Here is a 23,945-nt window from a genome sequence, read left to right on the forward strand (position 1 = left end):
GAGCGGTTTCCGGAGATCACCGGGACCCCACCACGGACCCGCCCCGCAGGAGAGTCGCCCTCCGAGCATCCCCTCCCGCATTACGCGCCGCAACCCGGCCGACAACAACTTGTCAGCCGGGTTGCGGGTGTCCGGGGGTGCCGCGGGACTAGTTCCAGGTGTCCTCGAGCATGCGCGGCTTGCAGGCCTGCCACGCACCGGCCAGCAGGACCAGCACGGCGACGGTGAGCAGCGCGAAGGGCGCGAGCCAGCCGTCGGTGGCCGAGTGCAGCACGCCGAACAGCACGGGGCCGACGCAGGCCACCGCGTAACCGACGCCCTGGGTGAAGCCGGACAGCGCCGACGAGCCACCCGGGGTGTTGGTGCGCATGTTGATCAGGGTCAGCGCCATCGGGAAGGTGCTCGGGCCGAGCCCGAGCAGCACCACCCACAGGATCGGCACGCTCATCGGCGCGACGAGCAGCCCGACGAACGAGGCCAGGAAGAACGCGCCGCACGCCACCACGACTAGGAAAGGGTTGCGGAAGCGCGCGACCACGGTCGGCGCGGTGAGCGCGGCGAACAGCCCGACCAGACCGAACACACCCAGCATGCTGCCCGCGAAACTGGCGCTGGCGCCGGCATCGGTGAGGATCTTGGGCAGCCAGGTGAACATCGCGTAGGTGATCAGCGAGGTCATGCCGAACATGCCGGCCATGCCCCAGGCCAGCGGAGACCGCCAGACCCGCCCGGTGCGCGGCGCCTCGGCGGGCAGCGCGGTGGTGTCCGCGACGTCACGGCCGCGACGGTCACGCAGCACGCCGATCCAGGGCAGCGCCGCGGCGAAACCGAGGGCGGCCCACAGGCCGAGCGAGATCCGCCAGCCGAACGCGTCGGCGACCGGGACCGCGACGAACGCCGGCACCACGGTGCCGATCTGCACCATCATGATGTACAGCGAGCTGACCACCGCGAGCCGATCCGAGAAGTACCGCTTCACCAGCGGCGGGATCACCACGTTGCCGATACCCATACCGGCCAGGGCCAGCGCGGAGAACACCAGCAGTTCGGCGGTGCCGGAGAGCAGAACCCGGACCAGCATGCCGGTGCCCGCCATCAGCATGGCGGTCAGCGCGGTCCGTTCCAGGCCGATCCGGTGCACCAGCACGGGGGTCAGCAAACCCGACAGCGCGAACATCGCGGTCGGGATCATGCCGAAAACGCCGACCACGGCGGTGCCGTAACCCACGTCGGCGCCGATCCGCTCGGCCAGGGGGCTGAACGCCGTCACCGCGACACGCAGCACGAGTGCCGACATCACGATGGCGGCCAAAACGAGCAGACGCCCCTCCGTCAGGGCCCGCCGACGCTGCTCGACCAGCGCGGATTCGGTTCGGGTCGGAGTTTTCTGGAGGGTTGCAGTCACCGCGAAATCATAGGATGACCGGATGATAGGAGGCAACGATTTGTGATGAGCGGTACTCTGAGTCAGTGCAACCAGTCCGGCGCACCAGCCTCATTGCCCAGGTCACCGAGCAGCTGCGTGCCGAAATCCGTTCCAGCCGTTGGCCGATCGGCTCACGCATCCCCACCGAACCGGAGCTCACCGAGCTCACCGGGACGGGTCGAAACACCGTGCGCGAGGCCGTTCAAGCCCTCGTCCACGCGGGGATGCTCGAGCGACGCCAAGGTTCGGGAACCTATGTGATCGCATCCTCCGACCTCGGCGGCACTTTAGGCAAGTACTTTGCCGACGCCGAGGAGCGCGATGTGCTCGAGCTCCGCCTGGCGCTCGACACCACCGCCGCCGCGCTGGCCGCTCGCCGCCGCGACGACAGTGACATCGCCAACCTCCTGCAGTTGCTCGCCGAACGCGACAAGGCCTGGCACGACGACAGCCCGGCCGCGATCGAGTCCGACGTGGAACTGCACCGCGCGATCGTCGTGGCCAGCCATAACGCGGTGTACCTGGAGTTCTACGACTCGCTGCTCCCGATCATCGAACAGGTGATCCGAGCACGGACGTTGAAATCCGACGACTCCTACCCCGAAGAGCACGCCGAATTGGTGCACGCGGTGATCGACGGCGATCCCGAACGCGCCTCCTCGGCCGCGAGTTGCTTTCTCAACTCGCTGATCGCGGAGTACCCGGACGCCATCGACAACTCCGATATCGCGCGCGGCGAACACGCCGGATAACCGACTCACCACGCCCTGGCTCCCGCTGTGAGCCGGAATTGCCTGGAACGTCACGCACAGCCACGGTGCCGCAACACCCGGCCCCTACGTTGTGACGGGATAAGCCAGGCAACTCGACGCCACCCGCGGCAGTGCCGCCGCGCGGGCGGCCGGTCGAGCGCATATGAGAGGAAGCCGATGACTGCGACCGCAGCCGCCACCGGCACCGAATCCGACACCTTCCAGCATCAGACCAGGGGCCGCTGGCTACCTGCCTGGGAGCCGGACAACCAGAAGTTCTGGGAGTCGGGCGGCGCGCGCACCGCGCGTAAGAACCTGATCTTCTCGGTGTTCGCCGAGAACCTCGGCTTCAGCGTCTGGGTCATCTGGGGCACGGTGGTGACCAGCATGGGCGCGGCCGGCTTCGGCTTCCTCGCCGGACTCGGTAAGGGCGATCCCATTGCGGTGAGCAACGCGCTGCTGCTGTCCTCGACCCCGACGCTGGTCGGCGCGGCCCTGCGCATTCCGTACACCTTCGCGATCCCGAAGTTCGGCGGGCGCGCGTTCACCGCGTTCAGCGCGGCGATGCTGCTCGTGCCGACGCTCGGCCTGGCCTACTTCGTCAACCAACCGGGCACGCCGATGTGGGTCTTCATGATCCTGGCCGCGCTGGCGGGTGTGGGCGGCGGCAACTTCTCCTCGTCGATGTCGAACATCAACTTCTTCTTCCCCGAGGGCAAGAAGGGCGCGGCGCTCGGCATCAACGCGGCGGGCGGCAATCTCGGCGTGGCGCAGACCCAGCTGATCCTGCCGCTGATCATCACCCTCGGCACGCACCTCACCGCGAAGGACCCGGCCGGCTACCGGTTCGGCATCACCCTGTCCATCCTGGTGTGGGTGCCGTTCATCCTGGCGGCGGCCTTCGGCGCGCTGCGCTACATGGACAGCATCGCCACCGCCAAGTCCGACGGTAAGTCCTATCGGCTCGCCCTGACCAACCGGCACACCTGGGTGATGGCGGTGCTCTACATCGGCACGTTCGGCTCGTTCATCGGGTTCTCCTTCGCGTTCCCGACGCTGATCAAAGCCAACTTCCCTGAGCTGGCCAAGATCGGCTGGATCAGCACCATCGGCAACCTGGCCTTCCTGGGCGCGTTCGTCGGCTCGTTCAGCCGTCCGTTCGGCGGCTGGGTCGCGGACAAGGTCGGCGGCGCGAAGATCACGCTGTTCGTGTTCGGCGGCATGGCCGTCTCGGTCGTCTTCATCATGGCCGCACTGGAGCTGAAAAGCTTTCCGCTGTATTTGATCTCGTTCTTGGTGCTGTTCGTGATGACCGGCATCGGCAACGGCTCGACGTACCGGATGATCCCGACCATCTTCAGCGCGATCTCCAAGAAGTACGCCGCCGAGCACGGACTCGACCTCAACGAGTCGGCCGCCTCGGCCCGGCGCCAGGCGGGCGCGGCGATCGGGGTGATCGGCGCGGTCGGCGCCTCGGGCGGCTGGTTGCTGCAGCAGGCGCTGCGGCTGTCCAACACCCACTACCACACCATGGCGCCCGCGTTCTGGGCCTACGCGGTGGCGTTCCTGGTGATGGGCGCGCTCACCTGGTGGTTCTATCTGCGGTCCTCGTTCGCGGTCGGGCGGATGCCGTCGCTGGCCTACGCGAAGGTGTAACCCGCACCGCCCATTTCGCCGCCGACCGCGGAAAGCCGGGAATCGCAACGGTTTTCCGCGGTCGGCGGTTTTTCAGCTAGACCATCAGGCGGACCATGTCCGCGGTGCGCGCCAGACCGGGGAACGCCTCCGGCGTCGACCGCGGGTGCAGCGCGTGCACCGCGAGCCGGAACATGACCGCGCGCAACAGCATCTGCGGCCACTCCGGCAGATCCCGCCAGCGGTCCAGCAGTCCGTCGTCGGCGCCGCCCCAGGCCAGCGCGTCCACCACGATCACCCCGGCCGCCCACGGCGCGGGCCGCCAGTACGGCGTGATATCGGTCAGGCCGGGCGTGTAGACCCCGGCGAACAGCACGGTGCCGAACAGGTCACCGTGCACCAGCTGCGCGGGCGTCTGCACCGGCTTGCGCAGCGTGGCCAGCTGACCGATGAGTTCCATGCTGCGCTGACCGTCCGGCGAAGCCTGGGTGGGCAACATGCCGCCCGCGCGTAATGTGCGCAGCGGCACCGCTTCCCAGGCGGCCCGGTCGGCGGCGACGAACACGTCCACGTCCACCCACGGCACCACCGGCTGTTGCACCAGGAACCGCGGCCGCTCGAGCTGTGCCGTGGCCTGATGCAACCGCAGCGACACCGAGACGACTTCGTCGTGCCGCGGTTCCGGGACACCCTCCAGGTACGTATCGGCCCGCCAGCCCGAGACGACATAGCGGCCGTCGGTGGCACGCACCGGGCGGGCCAGGCGCAAACCGTCCACCTGCAACGTCTCGCGCACCTTCGCCGACCACGCGGCCCGCGCGTGGTCCGCGACCGGGCTCAGCACTACATCCCCGTACCGCCAGCCGCCCTCCCAGTCGCCGACGGCCACCGGCGTCACTTCACGCAGACCGAACGTGGCTCGCACGTGCTCGGGGGGTTCCACAGAAGTCACGGCCGTACCGTACCGCCGGGGTGGACGCCGTACAGCACGCCGCGCCGATACGCAACCCCGCCGGTCGGACGGGGTACACGCACGACGCCGAGCGAATCAGTAGACGGGCAGCGAGGGGTCGATCTGCCGGGCCCACGCGATGACGCCGCCCTGCAGATGGGTGGCGTCGGCGAAACCGGCGCGCTTGAGCGCGGCCAGCGCCTCGGCCGAACGGACACCGGTCTTGCAGTGCAGCACGATCGGACGATTCTGCGGCAGCTCGGACAGGGCCTCACCGGACAGGATGCGGTCCTTCGGGATCAGTCTCGCGCCGTCGATGTGCACGATGTCCCATTCCACCGGCTCACGCACGTCGATGAGCTCGATCTCCTTGCCCGCGTCGAGCAGTTCCTTCAGCTCGCGGGCGGTCACTGTGGAGTCGGCCGCGGCGGCCTGCCCCTCCTCCGAGACCACACCGCAGAACGCCTCGTAGTCGATCAGTTCGGTGATCGGCTGCCGTTCCGGATCGCGGCGCAGCTTGATGGTCCGGTAGTTCATGTCCAGTGCGTCGTAGACCATCAGACGGCCGAGCAGCGGCTCGCCGATCCCGGTGATCAGCTTGATCGCCTCGGTGACCATCACCGACCCGATCGACGCGCACAGCACGCCCAGCACGCCGCCCTCGGCGCAGGAGGGCACCATGCCCGGCGGCGGGGCCTCCGGGTACAGGTCGCGGTAGTTGATGCCGCGTCCGTCCGGCGCGTCCTCCCAGAAGACCGAGACCTGGCCCTCGAAGCGGTAGATCGAGCCCCACACGTACGGCTTGTGCGCCAGCACCGCCGCATCGTTGACCAGATAGCGGGTGGCGAAGTTGTCGGTACCGTCCACGATGAGGTCGTATTCGGCGAACAGCTCGATGGCGTTGTCCGGCTCCAACCGGATCTTGTGCAGCCGCACGTCGATGCCGGAGTTGATCTCCAGGATCGAATCGCGCGCGCTGTCGGCCTTGGGGCGGCCGATATCGGATTCGCCATGGATGATCTGGCGTTGCAGGTTCGACGCGTCCACCTCATCGAACTCGACGATGCCGAGCGTGCCGACACCCGCCGCGGCCAGGTACAGCAGCGCCGGGGAGCCCAGCCCGCCCGCACCGATGACCAGCACCTTGGCGTTCTTCAGCCGCTTCTGCCCGTCGACGCCCAGGTCGGGAATGATCAGATGACGGCTGTAGCGGGCGACCTCGTCCTTGGTCAGCTCCGCGGCCGGCTCGACCAGTGGTGGCAGGGACTTTGGTGATGACACGTCCAGGACTCCTCGAATCGAATGGGTCGATCTCGTTGTGCAACGCCCGCGACCAGACCGTTCTTCCCGATCTATCGTCGCCTACCCGCCGCGCGCTCAGCCGCGAGGGTAGGGCCAGGGGTTGAAGCGACAGTGCTTGCCGTCCATCGGGACCACGCCGCCGGGCTCGAGCACGGCGATGTCGTTGTTCTTGGTGCCGAAGGTCTGCTGCATCATGACCGGGGCCAAGCCGCCGTCGGTCTCACACGGCTGGTGCTGGTGGTAGCCGATGGCGTGGCCGACCTCGTGATTGATCTGGTACTGCCGGTACGAACCGATATCGCCCTCGAAGGCGATCGCGCCGCGCACCCAGCGGACCTCGGAGAGCACCACCCGGCCGAGATCGGCGTTGTAACAGGACGAGTCGATCGGAATCTCGAAACCACAAGCCTTGCGGGTGGATTCGCGGGAGGTGAGCGAAATGCGGAATTCGGCGTCGCCCTGATCGACGCGCCGGAACGCGAATTTGGGGTCGTGCGTCCAGCTTTTCGGGTTGGCCAGCGTGGACTCGATCAGCTTCGCCACCGATTCGTCGCCGCCGAATCCGGAAGTGTCCACCCCGTCCTCGATTTCGACGGTGTAGCGGAAAACCGAATCGGTCCCGGTGCCGATTTGCCCGGTCGAACCCGGGACCATATGCCAAGTGCCGGCACCGGTTTCGGCGAAACTCCCACCCTGGGGCAACGCACCGGTCGGCAAATCCGCGGGAAAATGACCGTCGCCACTGGGCAAGCCGATGATGCCCGCGTTGCGGGTGTGCGGGCTCAACTGTCCTAAGCCCGGGGTGTTTCCAGTGCCGACGATCGGATCGCCGCCGCGCACCGCGTCCACGATCACCAGCACCGTGACCGCGAAGAGCACCGGCAACGCGTAGGCCCGCCAGCCGTAGGTGGACACGAAACGCCCCAGGGCGCTCTGCTTCTTGGCTGTGCGCTCGGGACGCTCCCTGGTGCGGCCCTCGTCCGGCGCGGTGGGATCCCAGCGGGCGCGCAGCGGTTGATGGGAACGATCGGGCCGGTCGTACAGACCGAGCGGGTCGTAGATCTCGACACCGTTGTGGTCACGCCGCGGCGATGGCGAATCGGACTGCGGCGCAAGGGGATCCACGACCGGCTCGACACCGCTGCGCCGGGCCGAGCCGGGCCTGCGACGCGGCGGCGTGCCGACATCGAGCCGGTCCTCGGCGTCGAGCGGGGGCACCGCGCCGGATGCGCCGGCCCGGGCCGGCCGGCCGGACCTCGCCACGGGTTCGGAGACCACGGAACCCGGTGCACCGGGACCAGCACGGCGGCGCGCATCGCGCCCGCCGCCGGACACAGCCGGCGGGCCGGAGTCCGGTCCCCCGAGACGGTCGGCGCGGAATCTCACGCCCACCAGCGTCTCACAACGCGCAAGTGCCGCCGTCGGGCACGCCACCTCCGCCGCCGGGTGCGACATTTCTCACCGCGTCGAATCAGTTCTCCGGGCCCGGTCTGCGGGCGGGCAACAACCGAGTATCGTTCTTGGGATACCCGGTGCACACCCCTTGCCGGGGAATCAACTGGGAGAGCCGAAATGACTGACCTCGTGGACCGGATGACGTCCCGTAGAACGTCGTCCGAGCCCGCCAAACGCGGCACCCGGCTTCCGCGCGACGAGCGACGTCTCCAGCTACTCGCGGCGGCCAGCGAAGTCTTCGTCCAGCGCGGATACCACGCCGCCGGCATGGACGAGATCTCGCAGTGCGCGGGCGTGAGCAAGCCGGTGCTGTATCAACACTTCACCAGCAAGCTGGAGCTGTATCTGGCGGTCCTGCAGAACTACGTGGACATGCTGGTCTCCAGCGTCCGGCAGGCGCTGCGGTCGACCACCGACAACCGTCAGCGCGTCCGAGCCGCCGTACAGGCCTACTTCGATTTCGTCGACAACGAGATGCAGGGCTTCCGCCTCGTCTTCGAATCCGACCTGACCAGCGAGCCGCAGGTGCAGCGCCGGGTCGAGCAGGCCACCGAGGCCTGCGTGGACGCGGTGTTCGACCTGGTGGCCCACGACTCGGGCCTCGACCCGTACCGGGCGCGCATCCTCGCGGTCGGCCTGGTCGGAGCGAGCCAATTCACCGCGCGCTACTGGCTGGAGGCGGACCGGCCCATCCCGAAGGAAGAGGCCGTCGACACGACCGTTTCCCTGGCCTGGGGTGGTCTGTCGCACGTGCCCCTGCACCCGATCGACTGAGCCCCCTGCACCCGATCGACTGAGCCCCTTGCACCCGATCGACTGAGCCCGCACACGAACGAGCCCCCGCACCCGAAGGTGCGGGGGCTCGTTGCGGTTCGGGCCGGGGCCGGAAACCTCAGACGGTGGCGAAGCCCACGCGACCGCTCTGCGGGGTGCCGATCTCGACGTAGGCGACCTTCGACGCCTGGATCAGGAACTTGCGTCCCTTCTCGTCGGTCAGGGACACGACGCCGCCACTGCCGTTCAGCGCACCGGCCACCAGCGCCTCGACCTCGTCCGGGGTCTGCGAGCTGATGATCAAGAGCTCGCGTGGGCTATCCGAAATACCGATCTTGACCTCCACGGCCAACCTCCGAACGTAAGAGTCCTGTGCTGTCGTCCCAAGGCTAATGCAGGGGGATCATCCGGTCGGCAGACGGTGCCTGCGCTCTGAGCGAAACAGAAAAAGGCCCGCACGCCGCTGTGCAGGCCTTCGTCGGCGCGCGAGCCTACTTGGGCTCGACGAGCTGGATCTCCAGCTCGATGTTGACCTTGTCGCTGAGCATGCCGGGCAGCGCGCCGCCGACGCCGAAGTCGGTGCGCTTGATGGTGCCGGTGGCCGAGAATCCGGCGTGGTTGTCACCGGTGGCGCCGAACTCCTGCACCCCGCCCCATTCCACGTCCAGGGTGACGGGCTTGGTGACGCCGCCGAGCGTGGCCTCGCCCTCGACCTCGAAGGACTCCGCGATCTGGGCCGGCTCGGTGGCGCGGAAGGTCAGCGTCGGGCGGTTGGCCACGTCGAGGAAGTCCGCGGTGCGGATGTGCGCGTCCCGGTCGGGGTTGCCGGTGTCGAACGAGTCGAGGTAGATCGTGGCGCCGAGCTCGGCGCGACCGGCCTCGTCGACCACGAATTCGGTCTCGAACTTGGTGAATCCGCCGCGCACCTTGGAGATGCCGAGGTGGCGGACGGTGAAGGCCACCGAGGAGTGCGCGGTGTCCAGGGTCCAGGCGCCCGCCTTCAGCTGGGCGGTGGTCGATTCGGAAGAAGTAGTCATGCCCTAGACCCTGGCCGGACCACGGTCCGTTAACCAGACCGCCGTTATCCTGGACCTGACAGGGCGAGGGTAAGCCTCCCAGGAAACGGCACGATGGAGCCCATGGCACGCAACGGATTCGCGGAGTTCCTCATCGCACGCCGGGCCGAACTACGGCCCGGCGACGTCGGCATGCCGGAGGGCAGGCGGCGCCGGACCCCAGGACTGCGCCGCGAAGAGGTGGCCGTCCGGGCCGGGGTGAGCGCGGACTACCTGGCCAGGCTCGAGCAGGGCCGCGACACCAATCCGTCCGTCGCGGTGGTCGACGCGCTGGCCGACGCACTGCTGCTGCGCGGCAACGAACGCCACCACTTCAGCATGCTCGCCCTGGCCTCCGGCAACGAATCCAACTGCCCGGGCAGCGAATCCGCCGAGGAGCAGGTCGCGGACACGATCGAGTCGATTCTGCGGGCGCTGCAGCCGACGCCGGCCTTCGTGATCGGCAGGCGGTTGAACGTGCTGGGCTCCAACGCCGCCTGGGCCGAGTTCGCCGCGCCGCTCGGCCTGCTGGACGGCGACAGCCAGCCGAACCTGGCCTGGTACACCTTCCGGCATCCGACCGCGCGGACGGTACTGCGCAACTGGTCCGAGGCGGCCGATATCTTCACCGCCGCGCTCGCCCGCGCGAAACTCCGCTGGCCGGGCGATGATTCGCTGCTGAAGACGATCGACGCGCTGCGCCGCCAACCGGAGTTCGCGGCCCGCTGGAAGCCGCATCACGTGGGCGCGCGCATCTCCGGCATGCTGCAGCTGGACCACCCGGTGCACGGGCGGGTCGATGTGCCGTTCGAAACCTTGGAGGCCGACCGCGATCAGAGCGTCATCGTCTGGCTGGTCGACCAGGCCCAGACGCAGACCCAGGGCCTGCGTCTGGTTCGTCCGGCCGCGAACGAGTAGGTCAGAGACCGAGCTTGGCCATGCGCTCGGCATGGCTGGTCTGCATGCGCTCGAACAGCGCGGCGATGCCGTTGAGGTCGCCGGTGGCGCTGAGCACCAGCTCGGTCAGCTCGTCGCGCTGGGCCATCACGTACTGCGCCTGGGTGATCGCCTCGCCCAGCAGGCGCCGGCCCCAGAGGGTGAGCCGGTCGCGCTCGGAGCGGCTGGTCTCGACCGCGCGACGCACCTCCTCCACCACGAACTCGGAGTGGCTGGTCTCTTCCAGCACGTCCCGGACGACGGCCGCGACCTCGGGCGTGAGCGCCCCGGCGATCTCGGTGTAGAAGTCGGCGGCGATGCCGTCGCCGACGTAGAACTTCACCATCGACTCCAGCCAGGTCGATGGGTCGGTGGAGGCGTGGTAGGCGTCCAGCGCCCGGACGAACGGGGCCATCGCGTCGAAGATGTCGACGCCGCGCTCGGCCAGCGCCGACTCCAGCGCGTTGAAGTGGCCCATCTCGGCGGAGGCCATCTTGGCGACCGCGACCTTGCCGCGCAGCGTCGGCGACAGCTTGGCTTCCTCGGCCAGCCGATAGAACGCGGAGATCTCGCCGTAGGCGAGCACCGCGAACAGATCGATGACTCCGGGATGGTCGGCGGGGATGGAGTCTGCGGACGAAACACCCGGCGCGGCAGGTGACTGTGCTCCCATGAACCCCAGACTAGTACTCCGCCGCGATCACGCCCGCCCGCGGCGCTGCCTGCGCCGGAATTCCGCGCGCGCTCAGGCCGATTCGACCAGGAACTTGTCCAAATAGGTCCAGGTGGTGCCGCGCGCCTCGGGGCCGGTGAGGATGCCCAGGTGGCTACCGGGCGAGGTCTCGTAGCGGACCGAGGCGGCGCCGGTGAGGTTGCGCGCACCCGCCTCGACCGCGGCCGCGGCGGTGATCACGTCGCTCGGCCCGCCGACCAGCAGCACCGGCGCGCTCACCTGCGCCAGCTCGATGCGCCGCGCGCCGAGCCGGACCACGCCGCGGCCGATATCGTTGTTCAGGATCAGCCGGCCCCACAGCTGGCCGTAGAAGCGGCCGGGGTAGCCGGGCATCTCGGCCATGAAGCGGTCGATGGTCTCCATCCGCGCCAGCGTCTCGGTGCGCGCGATATTGCTCGCGACGAACCACGGGCGGGTCAGCTCGCGATCCCACGCGGTGACCTTGTAGGCGATCCTGGTCAGCGAGGCGGGCACGCCACCGGCCGCGCGGACCAGCGTCGAGGTGCCGATCCCGCCGGTGAACCGGGCGACCGCGCGCAGCTGCGGAATACCGGTCATCTTGTCGTAGTCCAGCGGCGAGCCGACCGCGGTGATCGACCGGATCGGCAACTCGGCGTGCGCGGCGGCGGTGAGCAGCGCCAGCGTGCCGCCGAGCGACCAGCCGACCAGGTCGACCGGCACGCCGCCGCGATCGGCGGAGGTGCGCAGCACCGCCTCGGGCAGGATCTCGTCGATCCAGTCCTCGAAGCCCATCCGCCGGTCGGCGAAGGTGATCTCGCCGTAGTCGATGACGTAGGGCGCCCGGCCCGTCTCCAGCAGGAACCCGGCCAGGCTCTGGTCGGGGCGCAGGTCGAAGCAGGTGGCCGGCGCGGCCAGCGGCGGCACCAGCAGGACGGCCGAATCCGTTGCGGTCGAAGTGTTTTCGGGCGCACCGGGGCGGTGCTCGAACCGGCGCAGCTGGCGATGCGGCTCGTCCCACAGCACCGTCGACGGGGTGGGATCGGGCGCCTCGACGCCCGAACCGAAGGTCAGCGCCCACGCGTTGCGCGCGGCGATGGTGACGGTGTCCGCGATATTCACACCGAGAATGTCTCATATCTCGGTACCGGCGGTAACAGGCAAGTCCGGTTTGTGGCGAACACCCCTTCGTCAGCCCCGGCCCATGGCGACCGGGGTGACGGGCGGCAGCACGGTCTCCCGCACCCGTTTCACCAGCGGTGCGAGCGAGGTCGTCAGCTCGGCGACGGCGCCGGCGGACAGCGCGGCCAGGCCGCCGTTCCACGCCGCCTTGTCGGTGCTCGCCTCCACCCGGGTGAGCAGTTCGCCGCCGCTGCCGGTGAGCGCGGGATTGCTCGGCTCCCCCCGCACCAGGCCCCTGGCCCGCAGATCGTCGCAGGTGTCGGCCCAGTCGCGTTCGGACAGGCCGCGCGCGGGCCGCATCACCGATTCCGGCGCCTTGCCCGCCGCCACCTGCATGATCAGCGCCTCGCGACCGGTCAGGCCGTGCGCCACCAGCGCGGCGACATGCCCGTCCCCGCGGTGCTCGCGCAACGAGCTGGCCAGCTGCCACAGCGCGCCGACCGGATCCGCGGGCAGCGGCAGCGCCGCGTTCGCCGCGAACAGCGGCCTGCCGGTCGGATCCGCGTCGCGCTGCACCGGAGCGAGCAGCTCCACCGCGCGGGCGCATTCCGCCTCGCCCGCGCCGAGCCCCCGCAGCAGCGCGGCGGAGAAATCGAGGCGTACCGCCAGACACTGCTGCGGGGTCGCCCGCGCCCACGCGTCCGGCACCGCTTTGCGCACCATATCCGGATGAAAACCGGCAAACGTCGCCGCCACTGTGGCGGCGGTCACGGCGCCGAGCGGCGCGGCCCGAAATGCGAAGTACGTTTGCCAGTAACCGCGCAGCCCGATCGCGACGCCCGCCTCCTTGACACCGGTCCCGAAATAGACCACATCGTGTAGCGGTTCGAGCGTCGTCCAGATTTGCCGCGCAGGATGAATTGCCATGTCGCGCAGCGTACGTCGATGAACGGCGCGGGGATACCGTAGTTCGGATTCCGAATAAACGGCGGTGGCAATTCGAGCCGCGCACAATATCACGCTACAATCGCAGCGGACAACGAAATGTTTCGCTCGATGGAGTTGCCAGATCTGTGCGTCGACCGCCACCGCGGTACTCCGCAGATCGCCCGCACCGAGTTGTCGAGCAGCGGTTTCGTCGTCCAGGAAAATGTGCGCGCACCAGATCCGCATCGCCAGTGCGCCGCGCCGATGTCTCGCGAGGTAGCTGCCACAAGCCGCGGCACCCGACGACATCCGGAGCGTGGCCGGGCGAGTATCACAGGCGGAGACGTGGTCGTCGTGGGCCGACCGGTCCGCCCCACCTCGTGCGCGCGTGACGCGATTACGAGGAAGGCACGAACCTGAGCAAGATCACCGTTGAACAGGAACCCGGGGTGGCGGACACGCTGTTGACCGCCGAACTGGACGAAACCCATACCGCACCGACATTTGCCGAATTGGGGGTGCGCGCGGAAATCGTGCGCGCGCTCGACGAGATCGGTATCGAACGTACTTTCGCCATTCAGGAACTCACCCTGCCGTTGGCGCTCGCCGGTGAAGATCTGATCGGCCAGGCGCGCACCGGCATGGGCAAGACCTTCGGCTTCGGCGTGCCGCTGCTGCACCGCATCGCCACCGCCGACACCGGCACCACCCCGCTCGACGGCACGCCGCGGGCGCTGGTCATCGTGCCGACCCGCGAGCTGTGCATCCAGGTCACCAACGACCTGGAGAACGCGAGCAAGTACCTGACCAACCACCAGGGACCGCTGAAGGTGGCCTCCATCTACGGTGGCCGCCCCTACGAGTCGCAGATCGCCGCGCTGCGCGCCGGCGTCGACGTCGTGGTCGGCACGCCGGGCCGGCTGCTGGATCTGGCGAACCAGAATCATCTGATCCTGGGCAAGATCGGCGTGCTGGTGCTGGACGAGGCCGACGAGATGCTCGACCTGGGCTTCCTGCCCGATATCGAGCGCATCCTGACCATGGTTCCGGACAAGCGCCAGACCATGCTGTTCTCGGCCACCATGCCGGGCCCGATCATCACCCTGGCCCGCACGTTCCTGACCCGCCCGACGCATATCCGGGCCGAGGAACCGCACGATTCGGCCGTGCACGATCGCACCGCGCAGTTCGTCTACCGTGCGCACGCGCTGGACAAGAGCGAACTGATCGCCAAGGTGCTGCAGGCCGAGGGCCGCGGCGCCACGATGGTCTTCACCCGGACCAAGCGCACCGCGCAGAAGGTCGCCGACGATCTCGCCGAGCGCGGTTTCTCGGTCGGCGCCGTGCACGGGGACCTCGGCCAGATCGCCCGCGAGAAGGCGCTCACCAAGTTCCGCAAGGGCGCCATCGACGTGCTCGTCGCGACCGACGTGGCCGCGCGCGGTATCGACATCGACGACGTCACCCACGTCATCAACTACCAGTGCCCCGAGGACGAGAAGACCTACGTGCACCGGATCGGGCGCACCGGCCGGGCCGGGCGCACCGGTGTCGCGGTGACGCTGATCGACTGGGACGAACTGGCCCGCTGGGCGAGCATCGACAAGGCGCTCGGCCTCGGCATCCCGGAACCCGTCGAGACCTACTCCCGCTCCCCGCACCTGTTCAGCGATCTCGGCATCCCCGAGGGCGTCTCGGGCACCGTGCGCAAGGCCAAGCCGGAACGGGAAGAGGACGCAATCGTCGTCGACCGCCCGGCCCGCACCCCGCGCAAGCGCAACCGCAAGCGCACCGTGCGCGGACAGCCGGTCGAGGGCGCCGAGACGAACGGCGACACCCCGGTCGACGAGCACAGCGCGGACGACGCGTCCCCCGACTCGGACGAGCACGGTGACAAGCCCGCGCGGCGCAGGCGCAGGCGCCGTAAGCCCGCGGCCGACGGCAACTCGACCGAAAGCGCAGGCAGTTCGGTCGAACATGCCACGGCTTCGGTCTGATCGACCGGATCCGCTACTCTCGCAATCGTGCTCGCACCCGAGCGGCGAACGCGCGCCGACGTAATCTCCGCTGTCGCGATCGCCGCACTCGTGGTGGTCGCGGCGGTGGTGGTGTGGGCGCGCGGCGATGCGCGGGGCACCGAATCGGTGACCGCCACCTCGCCCGTGCCGACACCCGCCGCGACCGATCAGCTGCCCACCTCGCTGCGCGAGCTGTGGCACGCGCCGAACGCCGCGAGCGAACGGGCGCTGGTCTCCGGCGGCGTCGTCGTCACCGGTGACGAAGGCACCGTCACCGGCCACGATCCGCGCACCGGCGACGAACTCTGGTACTACCGGCGCGATATGCCGCTCTGCGGGATCGAGGGCCAGTTCACCACCGTGGTCGCGGTCTACCGGGACCAGCGCGGGTGCAGCCAGGCCACGCTGCTGGCCGGCGACAACGGCGCGCGGCGTACCGCGCGGACCAGCTACATGGATCCGTCGGTGCGCCTGTCCGTCGACGGCACCTACACCTTGGCCCAGGGTCCGAAGCGGCTGGAGATGTGGCGTTCGGACCTGGTGCGCACCCTCGAATACGGGTTCGTGGACGCGCCGGTGAACGTGAAAACCCAACCGCGCAAAGGCTGCACCCTGTTGTCCTCGGGCTCGAGCCCGTCCCGGCTGGCCGTGCTGGAGCGCTGTCCCGAGGACGCAGCCGACCGGCTCACCGTGCTGAACCCGGCACCGAAGGACAACACGGTGCCCGAGGAGCACGGCTCGCACGTATTGACCGGTCCCGGAAGCGATTCCGCCGACGCCAAGGTGCTCGCGGTATCGGACAACCGGATCGTGCTCTATCTGCCCGGCGCGCCGGGCGCGTCCGGCGCGCAACCTGCGGCGCCGCGCCTGGCCGTCTTCGACGCGACCGGCAATCCGATTGTGGTGCACCAGCTTTCGGCTCCGCTCAGCGCCGAGTCGACGACCACCCGAATCGGTTCGGCCTACCTGGTTTTCACCGGCAACAGCGTGATCGCCTTGAACGGCACCACCTTCGACCCGCTGTGGACCGCGGCGGGCGCGCTCGGCAGCCCGGCCATGATGGCGGGCAGGCTGCTGCTGCCGACGGCCGGCGCGATGGCGTTCCTCGATCCCACCTCCGGCGCCGAGGTCGGCCGGGTACCGCTGACCCGCACCGACTACAGCGGTGCGCCCATCTCCCTCGCCGTGCTCGGCTCGACCATCCTGGAACAACGCGGCACCGAGGTGTACGCGCTCGGCTGAGCGCCCCGGCGCCGTTGAGTGGAGCACAGCCGCGACAATTCGGGGCGACCGCCTGTCGGTGGCGTGCGGCACACTACCGGCATGAACGAAAACGACCCCACCGCGGCCGCGTCGAAAAGCGATATCACCTCGTTCGACGATCCTGACGCGCCATGGAACCAGGAGTTCTCCGAGGCCGAGATGGCCAACTGGAACGACGGCGTGATCGAGGAGTTCCGGGCGGGCGCGGGCAAGGTCGGCGGCGCCTACGCCGGGGCCGAACTCCTGCTGCTGACCACGACGGGCGCCAAGAGCGGCAAGCAGCACGTGGTCCCGCTCGGCCTGCTGCGCCGCGGCGAGACCATCTACCTGAGTTCTTTCATCGAGGACAAGTACCCGGCCTGGTATCACAACGTGAAGGCCGATCCGCGGGTCACCGTCGAGCTCGGCGGCGCGACCTACCGCGGCACCGCGAAGGCCCTGGAAGGCGCGGAATACGACGAGTTCGCGGCCTGGGCGCTGGCCGAGAACCCCCTGCTGGCGGACTATCAGTCCAAGATCACGCGCCCGCTCCCGCTCGTCGTGCTGGCGCTGGAGCCGCAGGGCTGACCGGCGCCGCCGCCCGGCGACACCGGCCGGGGGACGCGCCGGGCCGGGCGTGAACCATGATGGATCCATGTCTGTACTCGACGATGCCCGGCTGGTGCTGCTCCGACACGGCGAGACCGCCTGGTCCACCGGGCGCCGCCATACCGGCAACACCGACGTGCCGCTCACCGAGCACGGCGAGGCGCAGGCCCGCGCCGCCGGTCCGCTGCTGACCGCGCTGCGGCTGCGTGACCCGCTGGTCTTCACCAGTCCCCGCAGCCGCGCGGCGCGCACCGCCGAGCTGGCCGGGCTCACCGTCACCGCGGTCGACGACGATCTGGCGGAATGGGACTACGGCGATTACGAAGGCCTGACCACGCCCGAGATCCGCGAGGCCGCCCCCGGCTGGACCATCTGGACCGGCACGGTGCCCGGCGGCGAGTCCGCCGACGCGGTGCGCGCCCGAGCCGATCGAGTGCTCGCCGCGGTGGAACCCCAACTGCCCGAACGCGATATCGTGCTCGTCGGGCACGGACACTTCTCCCGGGCGCTGATCGCCCGCTGGGCCGAATTCGAGCTCACGGAGGGCCGCCGGTTCGCCATGTCGACCGGCGCGCTGACCGTGCTCGGCTACGAACACGAGGTGCGTACCGTGCACGCGCACAATCTCGTTCCCACCAGCAACGGAGCAATACTGTGACGTTTGAACTGCGCCGCGCCGTCCCCGCCGATGTGCCGGGACTGGTCCGGCTCGTCGAGGATCTGGCCGAGTACGAGAAGGCCCGCGACGAGTGCACGGTCACCGAAACCCAGCTGGACACCGCCCTGTTCGGACCCGAACCGAAGGTCTTCGCGCACGTGGTGAGCGAGGACGGGGAGCTGGTCGGCTGCGCGATCTGGTTCCTCAACTTCTCCACCTGGGATGGCGTGCACGGGATCTATCTCGAAGACCTCTACGTCCAGCCGCACACCCGCGGCAAGGGTTACGGCAAGGCCTTGCTCACCGCGTTGGCCCGGGAAGCCGTCGAACACGGCTACAGCCGCCTGTCCTGGTCGGTGCTGACCTGGAACACCCCGTCCATCGATTTCTACGAATCCCTCGGCGCCGCAGCACAAGACGAGTGGGTCGGCTATCGCCTGTCCGGCGCCGCGCTCGATCGGCTGGCCGAGGACGGGCAGTAGCGCACGACCATGACATGGCTCGCACATCTCGACGAGACCACCTGGCCGACGACGCCGGACGAGGCCATCGCGATTCAGGACGATCTGCGCCCCAAGGTCGAAACCACCGGCCCGGCAAGCGAATTCCGGATGATCGCCGGGCTCGACTGCGCCTACGCCGACACCGGGGCGGTCGCGGCGGCGGTGGTCGTGCTGGACGCGACGACGCTGGAGACCGTCGAAACAACTGTCGCGCACGGGGTCTCACATTTCCCGTACCATCCCGGCCTGCTCGCCTTCCGCGAATTGCCCACCACCATGCGGGCTTTGGCACAGCTGACCGCCGCTCCCGACCTACTGGTCTGTGACGCACAGGGTTTGGCGCATCCGCGGCGCCTCGGCTTCGCGTGCCATATCGGCGTGCTCACCGGGGTGCCGGCGATCGGCGTCGCGAAATCGGTCTGGGGTGATTACGCCGAACCCGGACCCGAGCGCGGCGCGCGCACCGATGTCACCATCGACGGCGAGGTCGTCGGCAGCGCGTTGCGCACCAGGGCGGGGGTGAAACCCGTCTTCGTCTCCATCGGCCATCGCATCGATCTGGACTCCGCTTGCGCGCAGGTGCTCGCGCTCACCCCGGCGTACCGCCTGCCGGAGACCACGCGGCGCGCGGACGCGCTGTGCCGCACGGCGCTCAAAGGCGCGGCGGCCGGCCAGGGGTGAGGAACCGGCCGGACGAACGTCAGTCGGGTTCGACGCTGTAGTCCTCGGCCATCCACCGGGTGGACGGCGGCGCGAACAGCAGGATCAGGCTGCCCAGCGCCACGACGCCGAGGGCCGCGCCGAGCAGCGGTTGATGTGAGTCGGTGAGCAGCGACCAGGTGACCGGCAGCAACAGCAGTTGCGCGATGACCGCGATCGCGCGGCCCCACCGCTTTCCGAGCAGCAAGCCGATGCCCGCCGCGAGCACGGCGCCGCCGAGGATGCCGAACCAGGCGGCCGTGCCGTACCCGCTCGTCGCCGTCTGGTCGGCGCCGAGCAGCCCGCGCACGATCAACACCAGCGCCACGATCACCGCGACGCCGCCCTCCAGTGTCACCAGCGCGCCCGCGCCGCGCACCGTCGTCGGCACGCCCGCGGCACCGTCACCTCTACCGATTTCAGCCACCCGCCAAGCCTAGGTGGCGATGCCGCCGGCCCGCTTCGCGACCGGTCCGGTTCAGCGGCTTTTCGGACCGGTTCGGCGGCCAATTAAGCTGCGTGGCGTGCGGACCCTGCTGATCGTGAATCCGAATGCCACCTCGACGACGCCGGCAACTCGCGATCTGCTGGCGCACGCGCTGGAGAGCCGCACCCAGCTGACCGTCGCGCACACCCAGCACCGCGGGCACGCCGCCGAACTGGCCCAGTGGGCCGCGACCAACGAGATGGATCTGATCGTCGTGCACGGCGGCGACGGAACGGTCAACGAGACCATCAACGGATTCCTGCCGCTGCCCGAGCTCAACGACGGCCAGGCCTGGCTGCCCAGGCTCGGCGTGATCCCCGGCGGCTCGGCGAACGTGTTCGCCCGCGCGCTCGGCATCTCCCCCGATCCGGTGACCGCCACCAATCAGCTCATCGATCTGCTCACCCTGGACAAGGACCGCCGCATCGGGCTGGGCCTGGCCGACGATCGCTGGTTCACGTTCAGCGCGGGAGTCGGTCTCGACGCCGATGTGTGCGAAGCCATCGATGAAAGTCGCGCCGACGGAAAAACCGCGACGCCCGCCCGATATCTTCGAACAACTGTGCGACAGTTTTTCCGCGCGCGGCGTAAGGAACCCTCTGTTCGGATCGAAATCCCGGGCCACGAACCGATCACCGACGTGCATTACGCCTTCGTAACGAACACCACCCCGTGGACCTACCTGAACACCACCCCGGTGCACACCAACCCGGGCACCAGGTTCGAAACAGGTCTCGGCGTGTTTGCCGTGCGTTCGATGGCAGTACTGCCTACACTGCTGCTTGCCAGGCAGCTTTTGGCTGTCGATGGAAACCCCAAGTCCCGCAATTTGTTTCGCGAGGACAACGTTCCGTCCGTGCGCGTCGAGACGAAGGAACCCATCGGTCTGCAAATCGATGGCGACTTTATCGGGAAGCGCAACGTGGTGGATTTCACGGCGGTGCCCGCCGTCCTGGACGTCGTGGCGCCGCGACCAGCCTGATGCAGAAAACGCACGAAAAACATCGTGGTTGCGCTGCGAAAACCGGGTAGAGCGAGTACAAAGGACCGGGCAGGTTCCCCCAGCGGGAGCCGTTGAGCGTGAGCTTCCCCACGGTGCACCAGATACCTATTGACATCTACGGTGTTCGTGAAAGCATTCACAAGCAACCGTGCGGAAACATTCGAGTCGCACAAGTGAACGATCCACAAACCGTCGGCGCCCTTTTGCGGCGCCCAGCAAAGGAGCAGAGGAATGGACTGGCGCCACAAGGCCATCTGTCGCGACGAGGACCCCGAACTGTTTTTCCCGGTGGGTAACAGCGGTCCTGCGCTCGCGCAGATTGCCGATGCCAAGCTGGTCTGCGCTCGCTGCCCCGTTACCGCTGACTGCCTGTCCTGGGCCCTGAAGTCCGGACAGGATGCCGGCGTGTGGGGCGGTATGAGCGAGGACGAGCGCCGTGCGCTGAAGCGTCGCAACGCGCGCACACGCACCCGCACCGTCGTCTGAGCAGACGTTCGATTTACCGGACCTTTCAGCCCGGTCCGGTAAGCGCATTTCAGCCCGGCACCCCAGAGGTGCCGGGCTATCTTGTGCCCCAACACCTATGACGACACCGTCGCTAACGCCCGGAACGCCGCCCGAGCGGCACGCGTAGCACCGCGTCGGTCCCGATATCCGCACCAGGATGCAGGCCGATCGAACCACCCAGTTCGGCCGTCACCAGGGTCCGCACGATCTGCAGGCCGAGCCGATCCGAGGATTCCAGGCTGAATCCGGCGGGCAGGCCGCGGCCGTCGTCGCTGATGATCACATCGAGCCAACGGGCCGAACGTTCGGAACGGATTGTCACCGAACCGTTCTCGCCCGAATCGAAGGCATGCTCGATCGCGTTCTGCACCAGCTCGGTCAGCACCATCACCAGCGGCGTCGCCCGCTCGGCGGAGAAGACGCCCAGCGAACCCGCCCGGCGCACCTTGATCCGCGCGGTGTGCACCGTCGCCACATCCGCCATGATCGGCAGCAGCCGGTCGACCACCTCGTCCAGGTCGACCTCTTCGTCCACCGACATCGACAGCATCTCGTGCACCGACGCGATCGAGGTGACCCGGCGCACCGATTCGGTGAGCGCGACCTGCGCCTCCTCGTTCTCGGTCCGGCGGGCCTGCAGGCGCAGCAGCGCGGCGACGGTCTGCAGGTTGTTCTTCACCCGATGGTGGATCTCCCGGATGGTGGCGTCCTTGCTGAGCAGCGCGCGGTCGCGCCGCTTGACCTCGGTGACGTCCCGGACCAGCACCGCGGCCCCCGCGAGTTCGCCGTGCGGGCGCAGCACCAGGGTGCGCAACAGCACGGTCGCGCCGCGCGCCTCCACCTCCATCCGGCGACCGGTGCGCCCGGCCAGCGCGGCCTGGATGTCGCCGACCACCTCCTGCGCGTCGAACGGATCGGTGATCAGCGACCTGGTCAGCACCGCGAGGTCTTGACCGGCGAGGTCGGCCTGCAAACCCATCCGGTGATAGGCGGACAACGCGTTCGGGCTGGCGTAGACCACGATGCCCGCGGTGTCGAGCCGGATGAAGCCGTCGCCCGCGCGCGGGCTGGAATGGGTGGCCGCGCGATCCTCGGTGGTCGGGAAGGTGCCGTCGGCGATCATCTGGCACAGGTCGTCCGCGCAAGCGACATAGGCGATTTCGAGGGTGCTGCGGACCCGGGACCGCTGCACGTCGGTGTCCCGGCTGAGCACCGCGATCACGTCGTCGCCGCAGCGCACCGGGATGGCCTCGCGCACCGCGTGCACCGGGGTGGGGTGATAGACGCCGGAGGTCTCCACATCGTGGTCCGCGCGCACGATCTTGCCGGACATCAACGCGTCGAACACCTGCGGATGATCGGCCTGCAACGCCAGGGTGCCGACCAGGTCCTCCTGGTGCACGGTGGGCGCGGTGGTCGGACGGCACTGCGCGACACACACGATGTCGGCGCCCTCCGCGATCGGTCCGGCGCCGACCCAGAGCAGCAGATCGGCGAAGGACAGATCGGCGAGCAGTTGCCAATCACCCACCACCCGCTGCAAATGGTCCACGGCGACGCCGGGTAAGTCGGTGTGTTCGGCCAGCAGTTCACTGAGGGTCGCCATGGGGTTCTACCGCCGCAATCGAATCAGGAGATCACAGCGATCAGATGGCCCGCCTTGATGGCGTCGCCCTCTTTGACACCGATCGAGCTCACCGTGCCGCCGACCTCGGCCAGCACCGGGATCTCCATCTTCATCGACTCCAGAATGACCAGGGTGTCGCCCTCTTTCACGACGTCCCCCTCCTTGGCCACGACCTGATAGACGACCGACACCAGCTCCGCCAGCACTTCCTCAGCCATGACACCCCATTCACTCGGTTGGTTCGGACAGCTCGCTCGCCGGGAACGAACGGCCCTGCCGCGCGGCCTGCATCCGCTGGAACTACAGCCAACCACACATGAAACAATGGCCTTCAATCAGAAGGGAGACTACCTATGGGTAAGCGCGGACGTAAGAAGCGTAGTCGCAAGGGCAACGCGGCCAACCACGGCAAGCGGCCCAACGCCTGAGCGTTGTGCTCAGCCGAAAAACTTAGAGCGGCACGCACTTCCGTAAGGAAGGCGTGCCGCTCTAGTTGTTCCGGCTCTGGTTGTTCGCTAGGAGTCGGCGGCGTCGATCGAGGACTCCACCTTGGTCACCGTGACCGAACGGCGGATCTCGATGGTCAGCCGGTCCCGCAGGCCCTCGGGGGCGCGGTCACCGCCGCATTTGCGGCTCAGCAGACCCTTGATCTTCTCCTCGATGCCGTAGGCCTCGATGCAGGGCGAGCAGTGGTCCATGTGGTGCTGTAACCGGGCACGGGTCTCGTCGTTGCACTCGCCGTCCAGCATCAACCAGATGTCGGTGAGAACGGCGGTGCAGTCGAGGTCCATGTCGGGGTCCCGCTCAGTCACTGCTTAACCTCCTGGCGTTCCCCCGAACGGTTGAATCCACGCTCGCGCGCCACGTCGGCGAGCAAACCCTTGAGCTGCTTGCGGCCGCGGTGCAGCCGGGACATCACGGTACCGATGGGGGTGCCCATGATGTCGGCGATTTCCTTATACGGGAAGCCCTCGACATCGGCGTAGTACACGGCCATCCGGAATTCCTCCGGCAGCTCCTGCAGCGCGGCCTTGATGTCGTCGTCCGGCAACGCGTCCAGCGCCTCGACCTCGGCCGAACGCAGACCCTGCGACGTGTGCTCGGCGGTCGCCGCCAGCTGCCAGTCGGTGATCTCGTCGGTCGGATACTGCGCCGGCTGGCGCTGCTTCTTGCGGTAGGAGTTGATGTAGGTGTTGGTCAGGATCCGATACAGCCAAGCGCGGAGGTTGGTGCCCTCTTTGAAGGACTTGAACCCCTGGAACGCCTTGACGTAGGTCTCCTGCACCAGGTCCTCGGCGTCGGCCGGGTTCCGGGTCATCCGCAGCGCGGCACCATAGAGCTGGTCGAGCAGCGGGAGCGCGTCACGCTCGAACCGCTGGGCCAGCTCCGTATCGTCGACCGCGGCGGCACCGACACCGTCGGTCACCACGTCATCGTCGCTCGTCACACCTGTCCCTTCGATCGCCGTACCTGCCAAATCTACCGGCAACGGCAATGCGACCGGGAATCCGGCATCCATCGGCGACGTCGTCGTCCGCACCGGACGTTCGTCGAGCAGCAGTGGC

At 68.5% G+C, this 23,945-nt stretch carries 27 protein-coding genes; 13 read left to right on the top strand and 14 right to left on the bottom strand.

Annotated elements, in window-relative coordinates; all coding sequences use genetic code 11:
- Positions 1–148: 148 nt before the first annotated feature.
- Positions 149–1,405 (bottom strand): MFS transporter, encoded by a 1,257-nt coding sequence (locus tag O3I_RS34980; RefSeq protein ID WP_014987765.1) that lies wholly within the window; start codon positions 1,403–1,405, stop codon positions 149–151.
- A 65-nt stretch (positions 1,406–1,470) separates the two neighbouring features.
- On the opposite strand from O3I_RS34980, the gene O3I_RS34985 reads away from it, so the two are divergent.
- A complete protein-coding gene (locus O3I_RS34985; protein WP_014987766.1) occupies positions 1,471–2,178 on the top strand; it encodes a FadR/GntR family transcriptional regulator in 708 nt (235 codons plus the stop codon).
- Between the two features lie 177 nt (positions 2,179–2,355).
- Positions 2,356–3,834 carry an MFS transporter gene (locus tag O3I_RS34990; protein WP_014987767.1) on the top strand — a complete coding sequence of 493 codons (1,479 nt, stop codon included), beginning with the start codon at positions 2,356–2,358 and terminating at the stop codon, positions 3,832–3,834.
- A gap of 76 nt (positions 3,835–3,910) precedes the next feature.
- Here O3I_RS34990 and O3I_RS34995 read toward each other — a convergent pair whose 3' ends face one another.
- The 3 genes from O3I_RS34995 to O3I_RS35005 form a co-directional block, all read right to left on the bottom strand.
- Entirely contained in the window at positions 3,911–4,765 is an 855-nt protein-coding gene (locus O3I_RS34995; RefSeq protein WP_029897303.1) for a TIGR02569 family protein, read from the bottom strand.
- Between the two features lie 96 nt (positions 4,766–4,861).
- A complete protein-coding gene (gene moeZ, locus O3I_RS35000; protein WP_014987769.1) occupies positions 4,862–6,046 on the bottom strand; it encodes an adenylyltransferase/sulfurtransferase MoeZ in 1,185 nt (394 codons plus the stop codon).
- Between the two features lie 96 nt (positions 6,047–6,142).
- Positions 6,143–7,129, bottom strand: a complete 987-nt coding sequence (locus tag O3I_RS35005; protein ID WP_237748420.1) for a DUF3152 domain-containing protein — start codon at positions 7,127–7,129, stop codon at positions 6,143–6,145.
- Between the two features lie 510 nt (positions 7,130–7,639).
- Between O3I_RS35005 and O3I_RS35010 the strand changes: the two genes are divergently transcribed.
- Positions 7,640–8,296 carry a TetR/AcrR family transcriptional regulator gene (locus O3I_RS35010; RefSeq protein ID WP_014987771.1) on the top strand — a complete coding sequence of 219 codons (657 nt, stop codon included), beginning with the start codon at positions 7,640–7,642 and terminating at the stop codon, positions 8,294–8,296.
- Between the two features lie 118 nt (positions 8,297–8,414).
- Here the strand turns inward: O3I_RS35010 and O3I_RS35015 are convergent, their stop codons facing one another.
- Together O3I_RS35015 and O3I_RS35020 are read right to left on the bottom strand one after the other, a co-directional pair.
- A complete protein-coding gene (locus O3I_RS35015; RefSeq protein ID WP_014987772.1) occupies positions 8,415–8,642 on the bottom strand; it encodes a DUF3107 domain-containing protein in 228 nt (75 codons plus the stop codon).
- Between the two features lie 145 nt (positions 8,643–8,787).
- Positions 8,788–9,333 (bottom strand): YceI family protein, encoded by a 546-nt coding sequence (locus tag O3I_RS35020; RefSeq protein ID WP_014987773.1) that lies wholly within the window; start codon positions 9,331–9,333, stop codon positions 8,788–8,790.
- 102 nt (positions 9,334–9,435) lie between these two features.
- Here O3I_RS35020 and O3I_RS35025 point away from each other — a divergent pair, with 102 nt between their 5' ends.
- Positions 9,436–10,269 (top strand): helix-turn-helix transcriptional regulator, encoded by an 834-nt coding sequence (locus tag O3I_RS35025; RefSeq protein ID WP_014987774.1) that lies wholly within the window; start codon positions 9,436–9,438, stop codon positions 10,267–10,269.
- Between the two features lies 1 nt (position 10,270).
- Here the strand turns inward: O3I_RS35025 and O3I_RS35030 are convergent, their stop codons facing one another.
- The 3 genes from O3I_RS35030 to O3I_RS35040 all read right to left on the bottom strand — a co-directional run bounded on the left by O3I_RS35030 (position 10,271) and on the right by O3I_RS35040 (position 13,027).
- Entirely contained in the window at positions 10,271–10,960 is a 690-nt protein-coding gene (locus O3I_RS35030; protein ID WP_014987775.1) for a ferritin-like fold-containing protein, read from the bottom strand.
- 72 nt (positions 10,961–11,032) lie between these two features.
- Positions 11,033–12,100, bottom strand: coding sequence for an alpha/beta fold hydrolase (locus O3I_RS35035; protein ID WP_014987776.1), 1,068 nt, complete (start codon positions 12,098–12,100; stop codon positions 11,033–11,035).
- 69 nt (positions 12,101–12,169) lie between these two features.
- Positions 12,170–13,027: an SCO6745 family protein gene (locus O3I_RS35040; RefSeq protein WP_041564751.1), complete on the bottom strand. Its 858-nt coding sequence runs from the start codon at positions 13,025–13,027 to the stop codon at positions 12,170–12,172.
- A gap of 449 nt (positions 13,028–13,476) precedes the next feature.
- Between O3I_RS35040 and O3I_RS35045 the strand changes: the two genes are divergently transcribed.
- The 6 genes from O3I_RS35045 (at position 13,477) to O3I_RS35070 (ending at position 18,738) form a co-directional block, all read left to right on the top strand.
- On the top strand, positions 13,477–15,024 hold the full coding sequence (locus tag O3I_RS35045) for a DEAD/DEAH box helicase (RefSeq protein ID WP_014987778.1): 1,548 nt from the start codon (positions 13,477–13,479) through the stop codon (positions 15,022–15,024).
- Between the two features lie 27 nt (positions 15,025–15,051).
- On the top strand, positions 15,052–16,287 hold the full coding sequence (locus tag O3I_RS35050) for a PQQ-binding-like beta-propeller repeat protein (protein ID WP_014987779.1): 1,236 nt from the start codon (positions 15,052–15,054) through the stop codon (positions 16,285–16,287).
- A gap of 81 nt (positions 16,288–16,368) precedes the next feature.
- A complete protein-coding gene (locus O3I_RS35055) occupies positions 16,369–16,875 on the top strand; it encodes a nitroreductase/quinone reductase family protein (RefSeq protein WP_014987780.1) in 507 nt (168 codons plus the stop codon).
- A 67-nt stretch (positions 16,876–16,942) separates the two neighbouring features.
- Positions 16,943–17,554 carry an acid phosphatase gene (locus tag O3I_RS46660; protein ID WP_014987781.1) on the top strand — a complete coding sequence of 204 codons (612 nt, stop codon included), beginning with the start codon at positions 16,943–16,945 and terminating at the stop codon, positions 17,552–17,554.
- Entirely contained in the window at positions 17,551–18,036 is a 486-nt protein-coding gene (locus O3I_RS46665) for a GNAT family N-acetyltransferase (RefSeq protein ID WP_014987782.1), read from the top strand. Before O3I_RS46660 ends, O3I_RS46665 begins: the two co-directional genes overlap by 4 nt.
- A gap of 9 nt (positions 18,037–18,045) precedes the next feature.
- Positions 18,046–18,738 (top strand): endonuclease V, encoded by a 693-nt coding sequence (locus O3I_RS35070; protein WP_014987783.1) that lies wholly within the window; start codon positions 18,046–18,048, stop codon positions 18,736–18,738.
- Positions 18,739–18,757: 19 nt separating this feature from the next.
- On the opposite strand, the gene O3I_RS35075 is transcribed toward O3I_RS35070, so the two are convergent.
- A complete protein-coding gene (locus tag O3I_RS35075) occupies positions 18,758–19,174 on the bottom strand; it encodes a hypothetical protein (protein ID WP_041564752.1) in 417 nt (138 codons plus the stop codon).
- Positions 19,175–19,280: 106 nt separating this feature from the next.
- Between O3I_RS35075 and O3I_RS35080 the strand changes: the two genes are divergently transcribed.
- Both O3I_RS35080 and O3I_RS35085 read left to right on the top strand, forming a co-directional pair.
- Complete coding sequence (locus tag O3I_RS35080) at positions 19,281–20,225, top strand: diacylglycerol/lipid kinase family protein (RefSeq protein WP_041563067.1); 945 nt, start codon at positions 19,281–19,283, stop codon at positions 20,223–20,225.
- A 252-nt stretch (positions 20,226–20,477) separates the two neighbouring features.
- On the top strand, positions 20,478–20,732 hold the full coding sequence (locus tag O3I_RS35085; RefSeq protein ID WP_011211115.1) for a WhiB family transcriptional regulator: 255 nt from the start codon (positions 20,478–20,480) through the stop codon (positions 20,730–20,732).
- Positions 20,733–20,844: 112 nt separating this feature from the next.
- Here the strand turns inward: O3I_RS35085 and O3I_RS35090 are convergent, their stop codons facing one another.
- Together O3I_RS35090 and O3I_RS35095 are read right to left on the bottom strand one after the other, a co-directional pair.
- Complete coding sequence (locus tag O3I_RS35090; RefSeq protein ID WP_014987786.1) at positions 20,845–22,359, bottom strand: sensor histidine kinase; 1,515 nt, start codon at positions 22,357–22,359, stop codon at positions 20,845–20,847.
- Between the two features lie 23 nt (positions 22,360–22,382).
- The gene (locus O3I_RS35095; RefSeq protein ID WP_014987787.1) at positions 22,383–22,598 is read right to left on the bottom strand and encodes a biotin/lipoyl-binding carrier protein; all 216 of its coding nucleotides are present in this window, start codon (positions 22,596–22,598) and stop codon (positions 22,383–22,385) included.
- Positions 22,599–22,733: 135 nt separating this feature from the next.
- Here O3I_RS35095 and O3I_RS47115 point away from each other — a divergent pair, with 135 nt between their 5' ends.
- Positions 22,734–22,808: a 50S ribosomal protein bL37 gene (locus O3I_RS47115; protein ID WP_022597109.1), complete on the top strand. Its 75-nt coding sequence runs from the start codon at positions 22,734–22,736 to the stop codon at positions 22,806–22,808.
- Positions 22,809–22,895: 87 nt separating this feature from the next.
- Here O3I_RS47115 and rsrA read toward each other — a convergent pair whose 3' ends face one another.
- Both rsrA and O3I_RS35105 read right to left on the bottom strand, forming a co-directional pair.
- Positions 22,896–23,192 carry a mycothiol system anti-sigma-R factor gene (rsrA, locus tag O3I_RS35100; protein ID WP_014987788.1) on the bottom strand — a complete coding sequence of 99 codons (297 nt, stop codon included), beginning with the start codon at positions 23,190–23,192 and terminating at the stop codon, positions 22,896–22,898.
- Complete coding sequence (locus O3I_RS35105) at positions 23,189–23,827, bottom strand: sigma-70 family RNA polymerase sigma factor (RefSeq protein WP_042258169.1); 639 nt, start codon at positions 23,825–23,827, stop codon at positions 23,189–23,191. Before O3I_RS35105 ends, rsrA begins: the two co-directional genes overlap by 4 nt.
- Positions 23,828–23,945: the final 118 nt, after the last annotated feature.

Origin of the sequence: Nocardia brasiliensis ATCC 700358, from assembly GCF_000250675.2 — a bacterium.
Classification (GTDB): domain Bacteria; phylum Actinomycetota; class Actinomycetes; order Mycobacteriales; family Mycobacteriaceae; genus Nocardia; species Nocardia brasiliensis_B.